Here is an 18,691-nt window from a genome sequence, read left to right as displayed (position 1 = left end):
CCATGTCGTACGCGGCGCTTCCGGTCCTCGGGACGCCGCGGCTGACGCTGAGGCCTCTCGCCATGGACGATGCCGGCGCGCTCGTCGCGGGCGCCGGCAACTACGACGTCAGCCGCTGGCTGGCGGTCGTGCCCTATCCCTATGAACATCGCCATGCGGTCGAGTTTATCGAGAGCGTCCATGCGCAGGCCAACCCGTTCTGGGCTCTCGTCCAGGGCGGCGCGGTGGTGGGCGTCGTGTCGATTGCCGACGAGCTCGGCTATTGGCTCGCCCGTCCGGCCTGGGGCAAGGGACTTGGGTTCGAAGCCGCGCGCGCGGCGACCGACTGGTGGTTCGGGCAGGGGCACGACGCGCTGGTCTCGGGCTACTTCGAGGGCAACGAGCGGTCGGGCCGCGTGCTCGCGTCACTCGGGTTCCGGCTGACCGGGCAGGAACGGCGGCATGCGCGCGCCTTCCGGCAGGACGTGGTGTCGAACCAGATGATCCTGACCCGCGAGGATTGGGCGGGGCGCAGAGGCTTCACCGTCTACACCCCTCGCCTGACGCTGCGACCGCTCGCCGAGGGCGACGCCGCGGCGATGGTCCGGCTCGCCCGGCCCGAGGTGGCGCGGAACCTCTTCAAGGTGCGGCCCGACTGGTCGGTCGAGGAGGCGACGGACTTCATTCGCCGCAGCGCTTGGGCCGGCTGGCCCCACTTTCGCCTCGCCATCGAGCGCGGGGGCGAGGTGATCGGCTATATCGGCTGCGTCGGCGATCCACCCGCGGTGGTCTATGCGCTGACGCCCGGCCTCTGGGGGCAGGGGCTTGCGACCGAAGCGCTTTCGGCCTTCCTGCCCGAGGTCTTCGCACGGTTTCCGCTGTCTCAGATCGAGGCGGCGGTGTTCGAGGACAACCCCGGATCCTCGGCCATCCTCGCGAAGTTCGGGTTCCAGGCATCAGGCCGGCGGATGCAGTCATCGCTTGGAAGGCTTGAGCCTGCGCCCGCGATCACATACGCCCTGAACCGGAACAGGTTGAGGGTGCCGGCATGAAATTCCTGGATCTTGCGCGCGTCGTCATCCGGTCCGGATCGGGCGGCGGGGGCTGCGTCAGCTTTCGCCGCGACAAGTTCGTCGAATACGGCGGCCCCGACGGCGGTGACGGCGGCGATGGCGGAGACGTCTGGGTCGAGGCTGTCGATGGCTTGAACACGCTGATCGACTTTCGGTATCAGCAGCACTTCTTCGCCAAGAACGGCCAGCCCGGCATGGGTCGCCAGCGCACCGGCAAGGACGGCGACGACATCACCCTGCGCGTGCCGGTCGGCACCGAGATCCTCGACGAGGACGAAGAGACGGTGATCGCCGACCTGACGCAGGTGGGCGAGCGTGTCCTGCTGGCGCGCGGCGGCAACGGCGGCTTCGGCAACCTGCACTTCAAGACCTCCACCAACCAGGCGCCGCGCCGCGGCAACCCGGGCCAGCCGGGCATCGAGCGCGAGATCTGGCTGCGGCTCAAGCTGATCGCGGATGCGGGCCTTCTGGGCCTGCCGAACGCCGGCAAGTCGACGTTTCTCGCCGCCACGTCGAATGCGCGGCCCAAGATCGCCGATTATCCCTTCACCACCCTGCATCCCAACCTCGGAGTCGTCGGGGTGGATGAGGCCGAATTCGTGGTGGCCGACATCCCCGGTCTGATCGAGGGCGCGCACGAGGGGCGCGGAATCGGCGACCGCTTCCTCGGTCACGTCGAGCGCTGCGCGGTGCTTCTGCACCTCGTCGACGGCACCTCCGAGGATGTGGCGGCCGACTGGGAGACCATCATCGGCGAGTTGGAGGCCTATGGCGGCGAATTGGCCGAGAAGCCTCGCATCACCGTCCTGAACAAGATCGACGCCCTCGACGAGGAGGAACGCGCCGAGCGCCAAGCGGCTTTGGAAGAGGTCGCGGGCCCGGTGATGATGATGTCCGGCGTGTCGCGCGAGGGGCTTCTGGACGTTCTCCGCGCGATGCGGCGCGCGATCGAGGCGCATCGTCGCGGCGAGCGCGACGCGGTCGAGGAGCCGGGACCTTGGACACCCTGACCTCTGCCCGCCGCGTCGTGGTCAAGATCGGCTCGTCGCTTCTGGTCGAGGAAGGCCGGCTGCGGTCGGCATGGCTCACCTCGCTTGCCGCCGACGTGGCGCGGTTCCGGGGGCGCGGGCAGGACGTCATCCTCGTCTCGTCGGGGTCGATTGCACTGGGCCGTGGCGCGCTTGGGCTGGGCCTCGGCGCGCTGGCGCTGGAGCAGAGCCAGGCAGCGGCCGCCGTGGGCCAGATCCGGCTTGCGCGCGCCTATGAGGAAGCGCTGGAGCCGCACGGCATCGTCACCGCGCAAGTTCTTGTGACGCTTGAAGATTCTACCGACCGGCGGAGATACCTGAACAGCCGCGCGACGCTCGAGCAGCTTCTGTCGCTCGGCGTCGTGCCGATCGTTAACGAAAACGACACCGTGGCGACGGACGAGATCCGCTATGGCGACAACGACCGGCTTGCGGCGCAGATCGCCGTCACCGTGGGCGCTGACGTGCTGGTCCTTCTTTCGGACGTCGACGGCTTCTACACCGCCAATCCGCGCGACGACGACTCGGCCCGCCGCTTCGAAAAGATCGAGCGCATCACTCCCGAGATCGAGGCGATGGCAGGCGATGCCGGCACGGGTCTGTCGAAGGGTGGCATGAAGACAAAGCTGATGGCGGCCAAGACAGCGACGGCGGGCGGGGCGACCATGGCGATCACCTTGGGATCGACCCTGAACCCGTTGACGGCGCTTGAAAATGGTGCCGCCTGCACCTGGTTCGAGGCCGAGACGGACCCGCAGATCGCCCGCAAGCGATGGATCGGAGCGATGAAGCCCAAGGGCGAAATCCATATCGACGAAGGTGCGGCGCGCGCACTTCAGGCGGGAAAGTCGCTCTTGCCGGCGGGCGTCTCGCTGGTGCAGGGCCGCTTCGGGCGCGGCGACCCGGTGTCCATCCTCGGTCCCGACGGCCGACGGCTGGCGGTCGGGTTGTCGCGCTATACGGCCGCCGAGGCGACGGCGATCCGGGGTCAAAGGTCAGACCGGATCGAGGCGTTGCTGGGCTATCCCGGCCGCGCGGCGCTGGTTCACCGGGACGACATGGCGTTCTGAGGCCAGAGGGGGCTCTGCCCCCGCCTCGCTGGCGCTCGGCCCCCCGGAGTATTTCGGGACAGAAGAAGATGGAGGCGCGCGCCGCCTTCCTGTAGAACGGACGGACCACACGAAGGGCCACCCGATGAAGGACCTCGAGACCATATCCGAGATGATGCGCGGCTTGGGCCAAGCCGCGCGCAAGGCTGCGGCGGAGCTGGCCTTCGCGAGCCAGGAACGCAAGTATGCCGCCCTCGTCGGCGCGGCGACCGAGATCGAGCGGCGCGAGGACGAGATCCTGTCGTGCAACGCGCTCGACATGGTCGAGGCCGAGGAGAAGGGCCTGACGCCCGCGATGCTCGACCGCCTGGAGCTGGATGGCCGGCGATTGCGCGGCATCGTGGACGGGCTGCGAGCCGTGGCCGAACAGGCCGACCCGGTCGGCAAGGTCATCGCCGAGTGGGACATGCCGTCGGGCATTCACATCCAGAGGGTCCGCACGCCCCTTGGCGTCATCGGCGTGATCTACGAGAGCCGCCCGAACGTGACCGTGGATGCGGGCGCTCTGTGCCTCAAGGCGGGGAACGCCGTGATCCTGCGCGGCGGATCGGAAAGTTTCCACACCTCGGGCGCGCTGCACGAGTGTCTCGTCGAGGGATTGCGGCAGGCTCACCTGCCCGAGGCGGCGATCCAGCGAGTGCCGACCCGCGACCGGGCCGCCGTTTCTGAGATGCTGGGAATGGTCGAGCATATCGACGTGATCGTGCCGCGCGGCGGCAAGGGGCTGGTGGGTCTTGTCCAGCGCGAGGCGCGGGTGCCGGTCTTCGCGCATCTCGAGGGCATCTGCCACACCTATGTTGGCGCCACGGCCGATCCGGCGATGGCGGTCGAGGTGGTTCTGAACGCCAAGACCCGGCGCACCGGCATCTGCGGCGCGCTCGAATGCCTGCTGATCGACTGGCGCTTCTACACGCAGCACGGGCCGATCCTGACCGACGCACTGGTCGCTGCCGGGGTCGAGGTGCGCGGTGCAGGGGAACTGGCGAAGCTGAAAGGCGTCGTGCCGGCGGTCGAGGAGGATTTCGGTAAGGAATTCCTCGACATGATCTGCGCGGCGAAGCTGGTCGACGGGCTGGACGAGGCGATCGCGCATATCCGCCGCTACGGGTCCAACCACACCGACGCCATCATCACCGAGGACGATGTGGCGGCCGACAAGTTCTTCCGCGAGCTCGACAGCGCGATCCTGATGCGCAACGCCTCGACCCAGTTCGCCGATGGCGGCGAGTTCGGCATGGGCGCCGAGATCGGCATCGCCACCGGCAAGCTGCACGCGCGCGGCCCCGTCGGCGCCGAGCAGCTCACCAGCTTCAAGTATCTGGTGACCGGCTCCGGCGCCGTCAGAAGCTGATCGAGACCGAGGTGTCCCCGATGCTTGTCGCAACCCGCCGCCCCAGCTTCGAGGCCGCGGGATGGATGAGCGCGAAATGGACGTTCGAGGGCTGCACCGGCGCCACCGAACGCGGGTTCGTCAGCATCTCCCATAGGGGCACATCGACCTTCAGGCGGTCGGCGGTGCTGAACAGGTTCCAGCGGTCGTCGGTCAGCGTCACCTTCACGCGCCCTCCCCAGGGCAGCGCGCTTTCGAGGCACTGGAGCGCCAGGAAGGCAAGCTTGGCTTCGGCCCTGTCGACATCCTGCTGGACGCGCCATTCGACGATCAGCCGATTGCCGCGGTACAGGTCCGCAAGGACCGAACGGAGTTCGGAATGGCCGATCCGCGATCCTTCCTGCGCCGCGCCGAAGGCGATCCGGAAGAAGCGGATGCGAGCGTTGGCGTTGTCGACGGATTCCGAGATCAGCGTCAGTTCGGGGATGTCGGGCAGCCCTGCCATCGAGAGAAGCTCGACGCCGTTTCCGATTGCGCCGAGCGGCGAGATCAGGTCGTGGCAGATGCGCGACCCTATCAGTCCATCCAGGTCCATTTCGCCGTACATACCGGTCTCCCCCCTGACTTCCGATGAGCTGCGAACGCCATGACTCACGCAACCTCGCATCTGACCCCCGGCATGTTCGTGCGCCACCCCGCAAAGCCCGAATGGGGCGTGGGGCAGGTGCAGTCCAACATCGGAGGACGGATCACGGTGAATTTTCCGGACGAGGGGAAGCTGGTCATCGATGGTAACCTCGTTGAACTGGTTCCGGTGTTCGACCGGGAGTGAGCGGCCTTCGTCCCTGACACAACCATAACGGGTATCAAATGTCACATGGTTTCGTTAGCGGTTTTGTTGCCAAGCCAGGACTGCGTCCCTAGAACTCCGGGTCTGGACCAAAAGGCATGAATGCGGACACCCATCACCTGACCCTGCGCCTGGCCGTGACCGAGGTCGATCGGCGCGCCGCCGAGCGGCTGCGCTATGACGTCTTCATCGAGGAGCTGGGCGGCGACGGACCGCTCGTCGATCACGAGGGCAGATTCGAGAGGGATCTCTTCGATCCCGTCTTCGACCACCTCGTCCTCGTGGACGAAACTCGGGACGCGGAAGGGCTGGATCACGTCGTGGGGGTCTATCGCCTTCTGCCGGACGGGCGGAGCCCGCGGTTCTACTCCGAGGACGAATACGATCTGGAGCCGCTTCGGCGCACGGGGCGGAGGCTTCTTGAACTGGGACGGTCCTGCATCAGGCGCGAGTATCGTGGCGGCATGGCTCTGCCGCTCCTCTTGGCCGGTCTTGCCGACTATGTCCGAGCGGGCGGGTTCGAGATCCTCTTCGGCGTGGCCAGCCTTCATGGCACCGACATCGACGCGCTGGCCGAACCCCTGTCGCACCTCTACCACGCGCACCTCGCGCCGCCCGACCTGCGCGTGCGGGCCGTCGAGGCGCACCGCCAGCCGATGGACCTGATCCCGCCGGACCGGATCGACCGCGTCCGCGCGATGAAGGCCGTGCCGCCTCTCATCAAATCCTACCTGAAGCTCGGCGGCTTCGTCGGCGACGGCGCTTTCATCGACCGCCCCTTCAACACCACCGACGTCTGTCTCGTGATGGATACCGCGCGGTTGAGCGAGGCGGCGCGGACCCGTTATGGCGGAGGGCCTGCGTGACGACGTGGCGCCAGGGCACGCGCGCCGCCTCGCAGCGGATCGGAGCAGGAGGTGTGATGCGCGCGGTGCTGCGGGGGTTGCCGCTGGGGCTCGTCGTTTTCGGAGGGCTCGCCGCCTTGCTGGTGGTCCGGCTGGTCGAGCGGCCGCTTCACGGCGAGGCGCGACCCTGGACGCCCTGGATCACCGTGGGGGTCTGTCGCAGCGCGCTGCGCATACTGGGCCTCGGCCGCGTGTCGCGGGGACGGCCCATGCCGCATCCGGGCGCTATCGTGGCGAACCATACCTCCTGGCTCGACATCTTCACGCTGAACGCGGGCGGGCCGATCTATTTCGTATCCAAGGCCGAGGTCGCCGACTGGCCGGGGATCGGCTGGCTGGCGCGCGCGACGGGCACCGTCTTCGTCCGCCGCGATCCGCGCGAGGCGCATGTGCAGAAGACCATGTTCGAGCGGCGGCTGGGCGCGGGGCACCGTCTGCTGTTCTTTCCCGAGGGCACTTCGACGGACGGCACGCAGGTGCTGCCGTTCAAGCCGACGCTCTTCGCGGCGCTATATTCGGGCAATACGCCGGATGACCTGTGGGTGCAGCCGGTCACGGTCGTCTATCGTCCGCCGTACGGCGAGAGCGCCGACTTCTACGGCTGGTGGGGCGATATGGATTTCGGGCCGCACCTTGTGAAGATCCTGGCGGCGCGCCGCCAGGGCCGGGTCGAGATCGACTGGCACGACGCGGTGCGGGTGGCGGACTATCCCGGACGCAAGGCGCTGGCGGCGGCGACCGAGGCGCGGGTGAGGGAGGCGCACGGCGCTGCTCTGAGCTAGAGACGCAGCATACGCGCGAAACCGCTAGCCCAGGGGCGCCAGCAGGTCCGCAAGCGCCCGTGCCGGGTCCTCGGCGCGCCAGATTTCCTCGCCCACGGCCAAGAAATCGGTGACGGGAGCGAGGGCGGTCACGAGACCCACGTCAAGGTTGCCCTCGGCTACCACGGGCACTTCGATCATCTGCGACCACCACTCGAAGAGATCGCGATCCGCAAGCGTTCCGTCGCCTAGCGACGACTGGCCGACCGGTCCGAAAGCGACATAGTCCGCGCCTGCTTCTCCGGCCGTGATGCCGTCATGCCGCGAGGCGCCGCAAAAGGCCCCTACGATGGCGTCCTTCCCGAGCGTCTCGCGGATCTTGCGGACCGAACGCGCGGCGTCTGTGAGGTGGACACCGTCGAGGCCGAGGCGTTCGACGAGGCCGACGTGGGCCTCGATCACGCAGGCCACGTCGCGGGCGTGAGCCACCTCGCGCACCGCATCGGCGGCGCGCGACAGACGGTCCTCGTCGCGTGTGGCCATCGTCAGGCGCACGCAGGCCGCCTCGTGCGCGTCGAGGACGGCGGCAAGACGCGCGGGAAAGGCCGAGAGCTCGAACTCGGGCGGGGTCAGCAGGTAAAGCTGCGGTCGGTCGGTGTCGGCCATGCGCGTCCTCGTGGTCTGGTTCCGGCTATAGCGCGGGGTTCAGCGCGGGGGAAGGCTGCGGACGTTCTCCATCGCCAGCGCCAGGAGAGCCGCGCGCGCCTCGTCGTCGGCCATCGTGGAGGCCGAGACGTCGACGAGGCCGCCCATGGGACGCCCGGTGAAGGCAAGCTCGCTCACGCCGTCCATCGCCAGCGCCTGCGCGTGGCGGTCCTTGCCGACGCGGACCATCGCGCCGCCCTTGTGGACGCCGCACAGCATGTGGCCGTCCAGCATGAAGCAGAGGCCGCCGAACATGCGGCGTTCCTCGAGGCGGTCGGCGACCTCGGCCAGATCCTCGCGGAACGTATCCGCCAGCCCTTCGTCCCAGGCCATGACGCGCCTCCCTTGTCCTTCGGCATCTCGAATCGTATGACCCGCCCGGTGCAGAGGAAGCCTAGCATGACCCAGCCCGACGTCGTTCTCGTGCGGCCCCAGATGGGAGAGAACATCGGCGCGGCGGCGCGCGCGATGTGGAACTTCGGTCTCGACCGGATGCGCATCGTGGCGCCGAGGGACGGTTGGCCGAACCCGAAGGCCGACGCGATGGCCAGCGGGGCGGGGCGGCTTCTGGACAAGGCGCGGCTGTTCGACACGACAGCCGAGGCCGTAGGCGACGCAGCCTACGTCTATGCCACCACGGCGCGGTCGCGCGACCTGACGAAGCTGGTGCTGACGCCCGAGGCGGCGATGCGCGATGCGGCGGACCGGATCGCGGCGGGGCAGAGGGTGGCGGTGCTGTTCGGGCCCGAGCGGACGGGTCTGGAAAACGAGGACGTCGCCCGCGCGAACGCCATCGTCAGCGTGCCGGTGAACCCGGAGTTCCCCTCGCTGAACCTCGCCCAGTGCGTCCTTCTTCTGGGGTACGAGTGGCGGCGGGCGACAGGGAACGCCGAGGCGGCCGTGACCGATTATGCCGGGACGGAGCCCGCGACGCAGATCGAGGTCGAGAAACTGGCCGAGCACTACGAGGACCGTCTCGTCGAGGCGGGGTTCTTCTTCCCCGAGGCCAAGGCCGACAGCATGAAGGTGACGTTGCGCAACCTCTGGAGCCGGATGCCGCTCACGCGGGCGGACGTGCAGGTGCTCCACGGCGTCCTGCGTCAGATGGTCCGCTGGAAGGAACGCGGCGAGCGTCTGGACGGCGGTCGGCCTCGCTCCTAAGTTGCCGCCTGCAAGCGGGAGACCCGGAATGACCACCAAGCGCAGCATCTTCGAGGACGTGGGCGAGGGCGCGGCCCCTCGTGCGGCGCCCGCGGGCGGCGTCATCGACGCCTCGCGGAAGGGCGCGCGCGGCGCGGTGCGGGCCTGGCTTGCGGTGCTGTTCCTGATGGTCGTCGCGATGATCGCGGTGGGCGGGCTGACCCGCCTGACGGACAGCGGGTTGTCGATCACCGAGTGGAGGCCCGTCACGGGGGCGCTTCCCCCGATGAATGAGGCCGACTGGGCCTCGGAGTTCGATAAGTACAAGGAAATTCCGGAATACCAGGTCCAGAACACCGGCATGACGTTGCAGGAGTTCAAGACGATCTACTGGTGGGAATGGGGTCACCGGCAGCTTGGTCGCGCCGTCGGACTGGTCTGGGCGCTTGGCTTTGTCTTCTTCTGGGCGACGAAGCGCATCCCGCCGGGCTGGACGGGCCGCCTGGTCATCCCCGGTGCATTGGGTGGCCTTCAGGGCGCCATCGGATGGTGGATGGTGTCCTCCGGCCTTGGCGGCGAGCGGCTGGACGTGGCGTCCTATCGCCTCGCCACGCACCTTGGCCTCGCCTTCGTCATCCTCGGCGTGCTGGCGTGGTTCATCCTTCTCCTCGGCCGAACCGAGGGCGGGCTGATCCAGACGCGGCGGTCGCGCGAGCCGAAGCTGTTTTCGCTCGGCACCGGGCTGATGCACTTCGCTTTCCTCCAGATCCTGATCGGAGCGCTTGTGGCGGGGATCGACGCCGGCCGGACCTTCAACGACTGGCCGGACATGGCAGGGCAGTTCTTTCCGCCTGCCGCCTTCGATATCGAGCCCGCGTGGCGCAACTTCTTCGAGAACCCGGGTCTCGTGCAGTTCATCCACCGGATGGCGGGCTATCTTCTGGTCGCCTTCGGGATCGTCGCCTTTCTCAAGGGGCGGCGGTCGCCTCATTCCGACACGAGAGGCGCCTTTGCCGCCGTTCTTGCGATGCTGGTTCTCCAGATGATCCTCGGGATCATGACGGTGATCTGGATCGCGCCGCTGTGGCTGGCGATCCTGCACCAGCTTGGCGCGGTGCTGGCCTTCGTCCTGATTCTTCGCGCGCGGTTCCTCGCGCAATATCCCATGGTGCGTTCGATAAGGGACAGCCGATGACCGACACCGCCTGCGCAGAGCTTTTCGCCTTCCAGCGCGAGACCGAGGCGCTTGGCCAGGTCATGGGCCGGCTCGGCTGGGACCAGGAAACGGTGATGCCCGAAGGCGCGGGCGAGCAGCGGGCCGAGGAGATGGCCGCGCTGGCGGGCGTTCTCCACCGGCGCAAGACCGACCCGCGCATCGGAGAGTGGCTGGCAGCGGCCAGTCCCTCCGACATGGTCGAGGCGCGGCAGGTCGAGCTGATCCGGCACGGGTTCGAGAAGACTTCGCGCGTGCCCGAGGCGCTGACGGCGGCCCTGGCGGGGACCACGTCGCGGGCGCACCGGGCCTGGGCCAAGGCGCGCGCGGCGGACGATTTCGCCGGCTTCGCGCCGATGCTCGACGAGGTGCTGCGGCTGACCCGCGAGAGGGCCGAGGCGCTGGCCGGGAATGGCCCGCTCTACGACGCGCTTCTCGACGACTACGAGCCCGGGGCGACGTCGGTGGAGCTGGAATCGATGTTCGGCGCGCTGCGCCCGCGCCTCGTCGCCCTGCGCGAGCGCGTCCTCGGCGCCGAACGCCAGCCGCCCGCGCTGTCGGGCGACTTCTCCGAAGCGGGACAACTCGCCCTGTCGGCCGAGCTTGCGCGCGCCTTCGGCTACGACACCCACCACGGCCGTATCGACAAGGCGGTGCATCCGTTCTCGTCGGGCTCGGGTCTCGATGTGCGGATCACTACCCGGACGGTCCCGCACGAACCGTTCAACTGCTTCTACTCGACCGTCCACGAGACCGGGCACGCCTGCTACGAGCAGGGCATCGACCGGGCCTACCTTCTGACGCCGATCGGCCAAGGGGTGTCCATGGGCGTCCACGAGAGCCAGAGCCGGATCTACGAGAACCAGCTTGGCCGGGGACGGCCTTTCACGGGCTGGCTTTACGGGCGGATGCGTGAGGTCTTCGGGGACTTCGGCGTGACGGACGCCGACGCCTTCTATGCTGCCGTCAACCGGGTTTCTTCGGGGTATATCCGCACCGAGGCGGACGAGGTTCACTACAACCTCCACGTCCTTCTGCGCTTCGACCTCGAGCGCGACCTGATCGACGGGCGGCTCGCCGTGGCGGATCTGCAGGAGGCCTGGAACGCCCGGTTCAAGAAGGACTTCGGCGTGGCCGTCGACCGGCCGTCGAATGGCGTCCTCCAGGACGTCCACTGGTCGGCGGGGCTGTTCGGATATTTCCCGACATATACGCTCGGCAACGTCTATGCCGGGTGCCTCAACGCGGCGCTGCGCCGTGACGTGCCTGACCTCGACGCGGCATTGGCCGAGGGCGACACCTCGCCCGCGACGGATTGGCTGCGCGAGCGCATCCACCGGCACGGCGGGCTTTACCGTCCGCGCGAGGTCATCGCGCGCGCGGTGGGGGGAGAGCCGGACGAAGGCCCGCTTCTCGACTATCTCGAGGCGAAGTTCTCCGGGCTCTACGGTCTCTGATGGCAGCGCTGTCGCCCGTGATGGACGTGGCCGGCGTCGAGGCGTTTCTGCGCGCCGAGTTCCCGCAAGTGTCGGACGACTACACCGTCGCCGCGATCGGGCCCGGGACGGCGACGATCCGGATGGAACCGGACCATCGCCACCTGCGGCCGGGCGGCACGATCTCGGGGCCGACGATGTTCTCGCTGGCCGATTGCGCCGTCTACCTCGCCATCATCGCCCATGTCGGGCCCGAGGCGTTGGCGGTGACGACGGGTGCGTCCATCGATTTCATGCGCAAGCCCGCGGCGGGCAAGGCGCTGGTGGCAGATGTCACCCTTCTGAAGCTTGGCCGCGGCCTCGCCGTGGGGGACGTGGCGATAACGTCAGAGGGCGTGTCAGGTCTCGTCGCGCGGGCGACGCTGACCTATTCGCGTCCCCGGGCTTGAGGCCTCAGCGGCGCGAGCGGTCGGCGCTCTCTCCGTCCACCGACAGGACATCGTCCAGTGTCTCGGACACGTCGAGAAGGGCCCAGACCCCGACGGTGAAAGCGCCGAAGCCCAGGGCGATGCACAGGCTGACAAACTCGATCATCACACTGCCTCCACGGCCGAAAGCGAACGCGAGACGATGACGCGCGTCGTGTACCGCTGACGGCGGTAATCGCGCATGACGTCGATGCTGCGCTGAAGGTCCTGGGGATCGCGGAGGATTTTGGACGGGGTCGTCCGGGCGGCGAGAGGCCGTTGACGCTTGGTCATGTCACACACTCATACTCGGTTAACAACAACTTACTTCCGCCATCAAGCGCCCGGATTGTGGCGATTCTGAGGCAGGGTCGTCGAGTGTGAGTGCAGAGATCCTGGCGCGGGGCCTACCTGTCAGCGCGCGTGCTGGCAGGTGACCGAGGTTCTGAAGTATTTGCAGTCGTACATCCGGCCCGAGACCTTGGCCTTGTAAGATGTCCCCAACATGCTCTGCCGCAGCGATCCGACCTGCACGTTTCGTGGCGCGGTCGAGAAGTAAGTCGCCGTCGACCGCTTGAGGCCAGCAGCGCTGACGTCAGAATTGACCTTCTCGGTCGCCGTCGCGCAGGCGGCTAGGCTTGTCAGCGCCAGTATCGCAAGGAATTTCCGCATCGTCGCACCCTCTGGGTTGCCATGAACGATGCGGACAAGATCAGGCGATTGCGCCGCGAGGGGGGAAGGTCTGAGGCGAAACTTGGGCGGGTTCAGCCGCCTGTGTGGCTCATGTGGCGCGAGACCTGGCCGTCGGGCTTCTGGCGCGAATAGTCGAAGTCGTGGCCCTTGGGCTTGCGCCCGATGGCGGCGCGGATCGCGTCTTCGAGGGGCGCATCGGACTCGGAGGCGCGCAGCGGCGTGCGCAGGTCGGCCATGTCCTCCTGCCCGAGGCACATGTAAAGCTCGCCGGTGCAGGTCAGCCGAACCCGGTTGCAGGACTCGCAGAAGTTATGGGTCAGGGGCGTGATGAAGCCGACCTGCTGTCCCGTCTCCTCGAGGCGGACATAGCGGGCCGGGCCACCCGTGCGGTGCGCGAGGTCGGTGAGCGTATAGCGTTCGGCCAGGGCACTTCGCACGTCCTTCAGCGACCAGTACTGCCCCACGCGGTCCTCGCCGCCAAGGTCGCCCATGGGCATCACCTCGATCCAGGTCAGGTCCATGTCGCGCGAGGCGCACCATTCGGCCAGCGTGAACAGCTCGTCCTCGTTGAAGCCCTTGAGTGCGACGGCGTTGATCTTGACCCGAAGGCCGGCGGCTTGCGCGGCATCGATGCCCTTCAGCACCTGCGGCAGGCGGCCCCAGCGGGTGACGCGGGCGAACTTGTCCTCGTCCAGCGTGTCGAGAGAGACGTTGATGCGGCGGACGCCAGCGTCGAAGAGGTCGGTGGCGAAGCGAGAGAGCTGGCTGCCATTCGTCGTCAGCGTCAGCTCCTTCAGCGCGCCAGACTCGAGGTGCCGCGTCATCGAGCGGAAGAAGGTCATGATGTCGCGCCGCACCAGAGGCTCGCCGCCCGTGATCCGCAGCTTCTCGACGCCCAGGTGCACGAAGGTCGAACACATGCGGTCCAGTTCCTCGAGCGTCAGAAGCTCTTTCTTCGGAAGGAACGTCATGTTCTCGGCCATGCAATAGACGCAGCGGAAATCGCAGCGGTCCGTCACCGAGACGCGCAGATAGCTGATCGCGCGCTGGAACGGGTCTATGAGCTGAGGCGTGGCCATGTCCTTAGGGTAAGAGGCCGCGGGGGGCGCCGCAAGGGCCCGCACCGTTGAAGCGGGGCAGGGGGCGAGCTACCTTCGTCGGTATGAAGTTACCCTATGCCGTCGCGATCCTCGCCGTCCTGCCGTCCTGCGCGACCTTGCAGGGCATGACCTCACCCCGAGAGGCCGCTCCGGTGTCCGTCGTCGCACCTGCGCCGCCGCCGCCCCGGACGGCGCGCACGGTCGAGCAGTTCGACACCACGACCGCCGAGCAGAAGGCCAGGGCCGCCAGCGTTTCCGGGGGCACGTCGCTTGGAACCACGGTCGCCTCGCTGGGGGATCCGGCGGCGCCGGGGTTCTGGATCGAGACGCCTCTCGTGACGGAAGCCGGCCGGGGCCGCGTCGTCTACCAGGGCAAGAGCGTCGAGGTGGACCTGCGGCCCGGACCGTCGAGCCGGGTGTCGCTGGGCGCGCTCCGCGTTCTCGGTGCGCCCCTCACCGATCTGGCGGAAGTCGAGGTCTTCGTTCTCTGACCGCCCTCAGTCCGCGAACTTGAGCCGCCTGAGCCAGGCCTCGGCGAGGCCGAGCTTTCGGCGGGCGATGCAGTCGGCTGTGCCGAACTCCTCATCCGCCGGGACCGAGAGGCAGGTGTCGTGAACCTCGGCCAGCGCGGCCGCCTCGGCCTCGAGAAGCTCGGCCCTGTCCCATCCCGGTTCGCGCTCGTCGCGTAGCCTGAGGTATTCGTCGCCCAGTTCCAGCGAAACGAAGTCCCAGGCGATGCCCTCGGCCGTCAGGCAAATGGCCTTCGGCAAGGTGTCGTCGATCTCGCAGGCCGCGGCGGCCGGCTTTCCGGCGCAGTCCGACAGGACCGCGACACCCTGCGCCCGCGCCGCGGCGGCACATTCGCGGGCGACGTCTCGCGCGATCCCGTCCTGGGCCATCGCCGGCGCGGCAAGGGTCAGGGCGGCGACAAGCGTCTTCACATCGACCCCACCATCTCACGCCCGATCAGCATCCGACGTATTTCGCTCGTGCCTGCCCCTATCTCCATCAGCTTGGCATCGCGGAACAGCCGCGCCACGGGTGCATCCGCCATGAACCCAGCGCCCCCCATGGCCTGCACCGCCTGGTGCGCCTGCGTCATCGCGACCTCGGAGGCGTAGAGGCAGCAGGCGGCGGCGTCCTGGCGCGTCACGTCGCCCCGGTCGCAGGCCTTTGCGACCTCGTAGACATAGGCCCGCGCGGTGTTGAGCGCGGTGTACATGTCCGCGATCTTGCCCTGCATTAACTGGAACGACCCGATAGGTTTCCCGAACTGCTTCCTTTCGGCCATGTAGGGCATGATCTCGTCGAGGCAGGCGGCGATGATGCCGGGTCCGATGGCGGCGAGGACGACGCGCTCGTAGTCGAGCCCGGACATCAGGACGGCGACGCCGCGGCCCTCCTGCCCGAGGACGTTGTCGAAGGGCACCTCGACGTCCTCGAAAACCAGTTCGGCGGTGTTCGAGCCGCGCATTCCCAGCTTGTCGAAGTGGGGCGAGGTGCTGAAGCCCTTCATGGATTTCTCGACCAGGAAGGCGGTGATGCCTTTCGATCCGGCCTCAGGGTCGGTCTTCGCGTAGACGACAAGCGTGTCGGCGTCGGGCCCGTTGGTGATCCAGTACTTGGTGCCGTTCAGCCGGAAGTGGTCGTTCCGCTTCTCGGCGCGAAGACGCATCGAGACGACGTCAGATCCCGCCCCCGCCTCGGACATGGCCAGCGCGCCGACATGACGGCCCGAGACGAGGCCGGGCAGGTACTTTGCCTTCTGCGCGTCGGTGCCGTTCAGCCGGATCTGGTTCACGCAGAGGTTCGAGTGCGCGCCATAGGACAGCGACACCGACGCCGAGGCCCGTGCGATCTCCTCGACTGCGACGGCGTGGGCGAGATAGCCCATGCCCGCGCCGCCGTAGTCTTCCTCGACTGTGATGCCCAGAAGGCCGAGGTCGCCCATCTCGGGCCAGAGTTCGGAGGGAAAGGCGTTTGTGCGGTCGATCTCGGTCGCCATCGGGCGGATGCGGTCCTGCGCCCACCTGTGAACCGTCTCGCGCAGCGCGCCGACGTCCTCGCCCAGATCGAAGCGCATCGAGGCCGTGAACATCCTTCTTTCCCTCGCGGCGATTGCGATGTCCACCAGACCTCTCGTACCGCGCGACGTCAAGGGAGGCAGGGGAACTCCGGACGGGTTCGACGGTTGGTCCGCCAACACCACCCGAAAGGAATTTCACATGACCCATACGCTGACCGCCGACGATTTCTGGAAACGCCTCGACGACGTGCAGTCCGGCATGCTTTCCGTCGATGGAGCGCGTCCCGTCCCGATGTCGCAGTACGCCGACCGTGACCTGAACGTCCTGTGGTTCATCACCGCCAAGGGCACCGATATCGTGGAAAGCCTCGCGTCGGGACCGAAGGAGGCACGCTATCTCGTCGCCGAGGGCGCCGCGAACCTCTATGCCACCGTCGACGGCAAGGCGTCGCTGTCGAATGACAAGGCGAAGCTAGACGAATTGTGGAACGTCGTTGCCGACTCCTGGTTCGAGGGCGGAGAGCGGGATCCAGACGTCCAGCTTGTGCGCGTCGACCTGACCGAGGCCGAAGTCTGGGCCACGACCGGCAGGCTCGGCTTCCTCTACGAGTTGGCAAAGTCTCAGGTCAGCGAGGCAAAGCCCGACATGGGCGCGCACGGCACCCTGCGGTTCGCCGCCTGACGTGACACCCCGGTGTGGCCGCGCCGAACGCGCGACCGTCAGGCCGGCGCCTGACCGAGAAGGCGCCGGACCAGATCCTCAAGTTCGGTATAGTCCGCCATCAGCGCATCGGGCGAAAGGCGGGCCACACCTCTGCCTTCGGGGCCGAAAGTGACAAGTATCACCGGACACCCCGCGGCTCGCGCGGTTCTCAGATCGGTCTCGGTGTCTCCGACAAGAACGGCGCGGGCCGGATTTCCCCCGGCCCGGCGTACTGCTTCGAAGAAGGTTTCCGGATCAGGCTTGCGCACCGCAAGCGTGTCCGCCCCCACAAGCGACCCGAACGCCCCCCTTACCCCCAGCTTCTGCAAAAGCGTCTCCGCCAGTCCTTCGGGCTTGTTCGTGCAGATGCCGACGGCATGGTTTGTCTCCGAGAGTGCCGCGACCGCCTGCATCGCGCCCGGATACAGGGTCGTCTCGCGGTCGATATTCTCGCCGTAGTAGGCCAGCAGGTCCGGATACGCCCGGTCGACATCGGCCTCTCCGTGGCCCGCGCCGATGCGCGAGAAACCGAGCCGCAGCATCGCGCGCCCGCCATGAAACGCCGTCAGCTTGTCCGCGACCGGATCGAGGACGCTCTCGTGCCCGAGGACGCGGAAACATTCGTTCGCCGCGGCGATGAGGTCCGCTCCCGTGTCGGCGAGCGTGCCGTCGAGGTCGAAGATCACCGTGTCCTTCACCGCCGTCCTCCCGGTCGATGCCGGGACACCTGTAATGTCCGGCAACAGTATTTGATGCAGGGCATGCTTTGCGCCCCTTCGTTTCGCGGGTAGAAGGTCGCGGACGAAAAGGAAAGTGCGCATGTCGACCCATCTCATCCTCCTGGCCGCGGGCGAAGGCAGCCGGATGCTGTCCGACCGCCCGAAGGTGCTGCATGAGATCGGGGGCGCACCGCTCTTCGCCCATGCGCTGGCGTCCGCCTCGGGGCTGGAAGGGTTTCGCGTCATCGTCGTGGGCCACGGCGGCGACGCGGTGCGCAAGGCGGCTGAGGCGATGGAGGAGGACATCGTCGTCGTCGAACAGACCGAAAGGCTTGGGACGGCGCACGCCGTCACGGTCGCGGCCGGCGCGCTGGCGGACGCAGGCGGCGACACGCTTCTTCTCTATGGCGACACACCCTTCATCAGGCCGGGCACCATCGAGGCGATGCAGGCGGCGCGGGGACGCGGCGCGGATGTCGTCTTCCTGGGGTTCGAGGCGGCCGATCCGGCGCGCTATGGCCGCATGGTGATGCAGGGCGACATCCTTCTGAAGATCGTCGAATTCAAGGACGCGAGCGAGGCCGAGAGGGCGATCACGCTCTGCAACTCGGGCGTCGTCCTCGCCTCGACCGACACGCTTCTGCGCCTTGCCGGTTCGGTCGGAAACGACAATGCGGCGGGCGAGTACTATCTCACCGACATCGCCGAACTCGCGCGCGCCGAGGGGCTGCGCGTCGAGGCCGTGACCTGCGACGAGGACGAGACGCTGGGCATCAACACCCGCGCCGACCTCGCGGCCGCCGAGGCGGTGTTCCAGGCGGCGAAGCGCGCCGAGATGCTCGAGATGGGCGTGACCCTCGTCGCGCCAGACACGGTGCATTTCGCCCATGACACCCACATCGGCCGCGACGCTCTGGTCGAGCCCTTCGTCGTCTTCGGGCCCGGCGTCACGGTCGAGACGGGCGCCACGATCCGCGCCTTCTCGCATCTCGAAGGCTGCCACGTCTCGGGCGGGGCCATCGTCGGTCCCTATGCGCGACTTCGACCGGGGGCGGAGATCGCGAACAACGCCCACATCGGCAACTTCGTCGAGATCAAGAACTCCGAGGTCGGCGAGGGCGCGAAGGTGAACCACCTGAGCTACATCGGGGATGCGGGCATCGGCGCGCGCACGAATATCGGCGCGGGAACGATCACATGCAACTATGACGGCGTCTTCAAGCACCGGACCGAGGTGGGCGAGGGCGTCTTCATCGGGTCGAACACCATGCTGGTCGCGCCCGTCACGGTCGGCGACCACGCCATGACGGCCACCGGCTCGGTCGTCACGATGAACGTGCCTGCGGGCGATCTGGCTGTGGCGCGGTCGCGTCAGGTCAACAAGGCGGGCTTCGCGCGCCGCTTCTTCGACAAGCTTCGTGCCGCGAAGGCGGCGCAGCAGCAGAAAGGCTGAA

General features: G+C 67.8%; 24 protein-coding genes. 14 read left to right on the top strand and 10 right to left on the bottom strand.

Annotated features, from left to right (window positions below; all coding sequences use genetic code 11):
- Positions 1-2 precede the first annotated feature (2 nt).
- The 4 genes from EF888_RS13690 (at position 3) to EF888_RS13675 (ending at position 4,540) form a co-directional block, all read left to right on the top strand.
- Entirely contained in the window at positions 3-1,031 is a 1,029-nt protein-coding gene (locus EF888_RS13690; protein WP_109758062.1) for a GNAT family N-acetyltransferase, read from the top strand.
- Positions 1,028-2,062 carry a GTPase ObgE gene (gene obgE / locus EF888_RS13685; RefSeq protein WP_109758063.1) on the top strand — a complete coding sequence of 345 codons (1,035 nt, stop codon included), beginning with the start codon at positions 1,028-1,030 and terminating at the stop codon, positions 2,060-2,062. Before EF888_RS13690 ends, obgE begins: the two co-directional genes overlap by 4 nt.
- Positions 2,050-3,150 carry a glutamate 5-kinase gene (gene proB, locus EF888_RS13680; protein WP_109758064.1) on the top strand — a complete coding sequence of 367 codons (1,101 nt, stop codon included), beginning with the start codon at positions 2,050-2,052 and terminating at the stop codon, positions 3,148-3,150. Before obgE ends, proB begins: the two co-directional genes overlap by 13 nt.
- A 124-nt stretch (positions 3,151-3,274) precedes the next feature.
- Positions 3,275-4,540 (top strand): glutamate-5-semialdehyde dehydrogenase, encoded by a 1,266-nt coding sequence (locus EF888_RS13675; RefSeq protein WP_109758065.1) that lies wholly within the window; start codon positions 3,275-3,277, stop codon positions 4,538-4,540.
- Here EF888_RS13675 and EF888_RS13670 read toward each other — a convergent pair.
- Entirely contained in the window at positions 4,530-5,126 is a 597-nt protein-coding gene (locus EF888_RS13670; RefSeq protein WP_109758066.1) for a histidine phosphotransferase family protein, read from the bottom strand. The genes EF888_RS13675 and EF888_RS13670 overlap by 11 nt on opposite strands.
- Before the next feature lie 39 nt (positions 5,127-5,165).
- Between EF888_RS13670 and EF888_RS13665 the strand changes: the two genes are divergently transcribed.
- From EF888_RS13665 to olsA, 3 genes are all read left to right on the top strand, one after another.
- Entirely contained in the window at positions 5,166-5,351 is a 186-nt protein-coding gene (locus tag EF888_RS13665) for a DUF3553 domain-containing protein (RefSeq protein ID WP_109758067.1), read from the top strand.
- Between the two features lie 116 nt (positions 5,352-5,467).
- The gene (gene olsB, locus EF888_RS13660) at positions 5,468-6,235 is read left to right on the top strand and encodes an L-ornithine N(alpha)-acyltransferase (protein WP_109758068.1); all 768 of its coding nucleotides are present in this window, start codon (positions 5,468-5,470) and stop codon (positions 6,233-6,235) included.
- On the top strand, positions 6,232-7,056 hold the full coding sequence (gene olsA, locus EF888_RS13655; RefSeq protein WP_241239671.1) for a lyso-ornithine lipid O-acyltransferase: 825 nt from the start codon (positions 6,232-6,234) through the stop codon (positions 7,054-7,056). Before olsB ends, olsA begins: the two co-directional genes overlap by 4 nt.
- 24 nt (positions 7,057-7,080) lie before the next feature.
- Here olsA and EF888_RS13650 read toward each other — a convergent pair whose 3' ends face one another.
- Together EF888_RS13650 and EF888_RS13645 are read right to left on the bottom strand one after the other, a co-directional pair.
- Positions 7,081-7,701 carry a thiamine phosphate synthase gene (locus EF888_RS13650; RefSeq protein WP_109758069.1) on the bottom strand — a complete coding sequence of 207 codons (621 nt, stop codon included), beginning with the start codon at positions 7,699-7,701 and terminating at the stop codon, positions 7,081-7,083.
- Positions 7,702-7,740: 39 nt separating this feature from the next.
- On the bottom strand, positions 7,741-8,073 hold the full coding sequence (locus EF888_RS13645) for a TfoX/Sxy family protein (protein ID WP_109758070.1): 333 nt from the start codon (positions 8,071-8,073) through the stop codon (positions 7,741-7,743).
- Between the two features lie 66 nt (positions 8,074-8,139).
- On the opposite strand from EF888_RS13645, the gene EF888_RS13640 reads away from it, so the two are divergent.
- Genes EF888_RS13640 through EF888_RS13625 form a run of 4 tightly spaced genes read left to right on the top strand, consistent with a single transcriptional unit; the run spans position 8,140 to position 11,978 of the window.
- On the top strand, positions 8,140-8,901 hold the full coding sequence (locus tag EF888_RS13640) for an RNA methyltransferase (protein ID WP_109758071.1): 762 nt from the start codon (positions 8,140-8,142) through the stop codon (positions 8,899-8,901).
- 28 nt (positions 8,902-8,929) lie between these two features.
- Entirely contained in the window at positions 8,930-10,075 is a 1,146-nt protein-coding gene (gene ctaA / locus EF888_RS13635) for a heme A synthase (protein WP_109758072.1), read from the top strand.
- On the top strand, positions 10,072-11,550 hold the full coding sequence (locus EF888_RS13630; RefSeq protein ID WP_109758073.1) for a carboxypeptidase M32: 1,479 nt from the start codon (positions 10,072-10,074) through the stop codon (positions 11,548-11,550). The genes ctaA and EF888_RS13630 overlap by 4 nt, the downstream gene beginning before the upstream one ends.
- Complete coding sequence (locus tag EF888_RS13625) at positions 11,550-11,978, top strand: PaaI family thioesterase (protein ID WP_109758074.1); 429 nt, start codon at positions 11,550-11,552, stop codon at positions 11,976-11,978. Before EF888_RS13630 ends, EF888_RS13625 begins: the two co-directional genes overlap by 1 nt.
- Before the next feature lie 4 nt (positions 11,979-11,982).
- On the opposite strand, the gene EF888_RS21875 is transcribed toward EF888_RS13625, so the two are convergent.
- From EF888_RS21875 to moaA, 4 genes are all read right to left on the bottom strand, one after another.
- Positions 11,983-12,123, bottom strand: a complete 141-nt coding sequence (locus tag EF888_RS21875; protein ID WP_164721695.1) for a hypothetical protein — start codon at positions 12,121-12,123, stop codon at positions 11,983-11,985.
- Entirely contained in the window at positions 12,123-12,290 is a 168-nt protein-coding gene (locus tag EF888_RS21870) for a hypothetical protein (RefSeq protein ID WP_164721694.1), read from the bottom strand. The genes EF888_RS21875 and EF888_RS21870 overlap by 1 nt, the downstream gene beginning before the upstream one ends.
- Positions 12,291-12,410: 120 nt before the next feature.
- Positions 12,411-12,668, bottom strand: coding sequence for a hypothetical protein (locus EF888_RS13620; protein ID WP_109758075.1), 258 nt, complete (start codon positions 12,666-12,668; stop codon positions 12,411-12,413).
- A gap of 92 nt (positions 12,669-12,760) precedes the next feature.
- Complete coding sequence (gene moaA, locus EF888_RS13615; RefSeq protein WP_109758076.1) at positions 12,761-13,768, bottom strand: GTP 3',8-cyclase MoaA; 1,008 nt, start codon at positions 13,766-13,768, stop codon at positions 12,761-12,763.
- 83 nt (positions 13,769-13,851) lie between these two features.
- Between moaA and EF888_RS13610 the strand changes: the two genes are divergently transcribed.
- Positions 13,852-14,280: a D-galactarate dehydratase gene (locus tag EF888_RS13610; protein ID WP_109758077.1), complete on the top strand. Its 429-nt coding sequence runs from the start codon at positions 13,852-13,854 to the stop codon at positions 14,278-14,280.
- A 6-nt stretch (positions 14,281-14,286) separates the two neighbouring features.
- Here EF888_RS13610 and EF888_RS13605 read toward each other — a convergent pair whose 3' ends face one another.
- Both EF888_RS13605 and EF888_RS13600 read right to left on the bottom strand, forming a co-directional pair.
- A complete protein-coding gene (locus EF888_RS13605; RefSeq protein WP_109758078.1) occupies positions 14,287-14,730 on the bottom strand; it encodes a hypothetical protein in 444 nt (147 codons plus the stop codon).
- Positions 14,727-15,887: an acyl-CoA dehydrogenase family protein gene (locus EF888_RS13600; RefSeq protein ID WP_109758079.1), complete on the bottom strand. Its 1,161-nt coding sequence runs from the start codon at positions 15,885-15,887 to the stop codon at positions 14,727-14,729. The genes EF888_RS13605 and EF888_RS13600 overlap by 4 nt, the downstream gene beginning before the upstream one ends.
- A gap of 127 nt (positions 15,888-16,014) precedes the next feature.
- On the opposite strand from EF888_RS13600, the gene EF888_RS13595 reads away from it, so the two are divergent.
- Entirely contained in the window at positions 16,015-16,497 is a 483-nt protein-coding gene (locus EF888_RS13595) for a pyridoxamine 5'-phosphate oxidase family protein (RefSeq protein ID WP_109758080.1), read from the top strand.
- Positions 16,498-16,535: 38 nt separating this feature from the next.
- On the opposite strand, the gene EF888_RS13590 is transcribed toward EF888_RS13595, so the two are convergent.
- Entirely contained in the window at positions 16,536-17,216 is a 681-nt protein-coding gene (locus tag EF888_RS13590; RefSeq protein WP_241239670.1) for an HAD-IA family hydrolase, read from the bottom strand.
- 121 nt (positions 17,217-17,337) lie between these two features.
- Between EF888_RS13590 and glmU the strand changes: the two genes are divergently transcribed.
- Entirely contained in the window at positions 17,338-18,690 is a 1,353-nt protein-coding gene (gene glmU / locus EF888_RS13585) for a bifunctional UDP-N-acetylglucosamine diphosphorylase/glucosamine-1-phosphate N-acetyltransferase GlmU (protein ID WP_109758082.1), read from the top strand.
- Position 18,691 lies beyond the last annotated feature (1 nt).

The organism is Silicimonas algicola, assembly GCF_003970735.1.
In the GTDB taxonomy this organism is placed as follows: Bacteria; Pseudomonadota; Alphaproteobacteria; order Rhodobacterales; family Rhodobacteraceae; genus Silicimonas; species Silicimonas algicola.
Note: the sequence above shows the minus strand (reverse complement) of the source record. Positions and strands in the feature narration are given on the sequence as shown.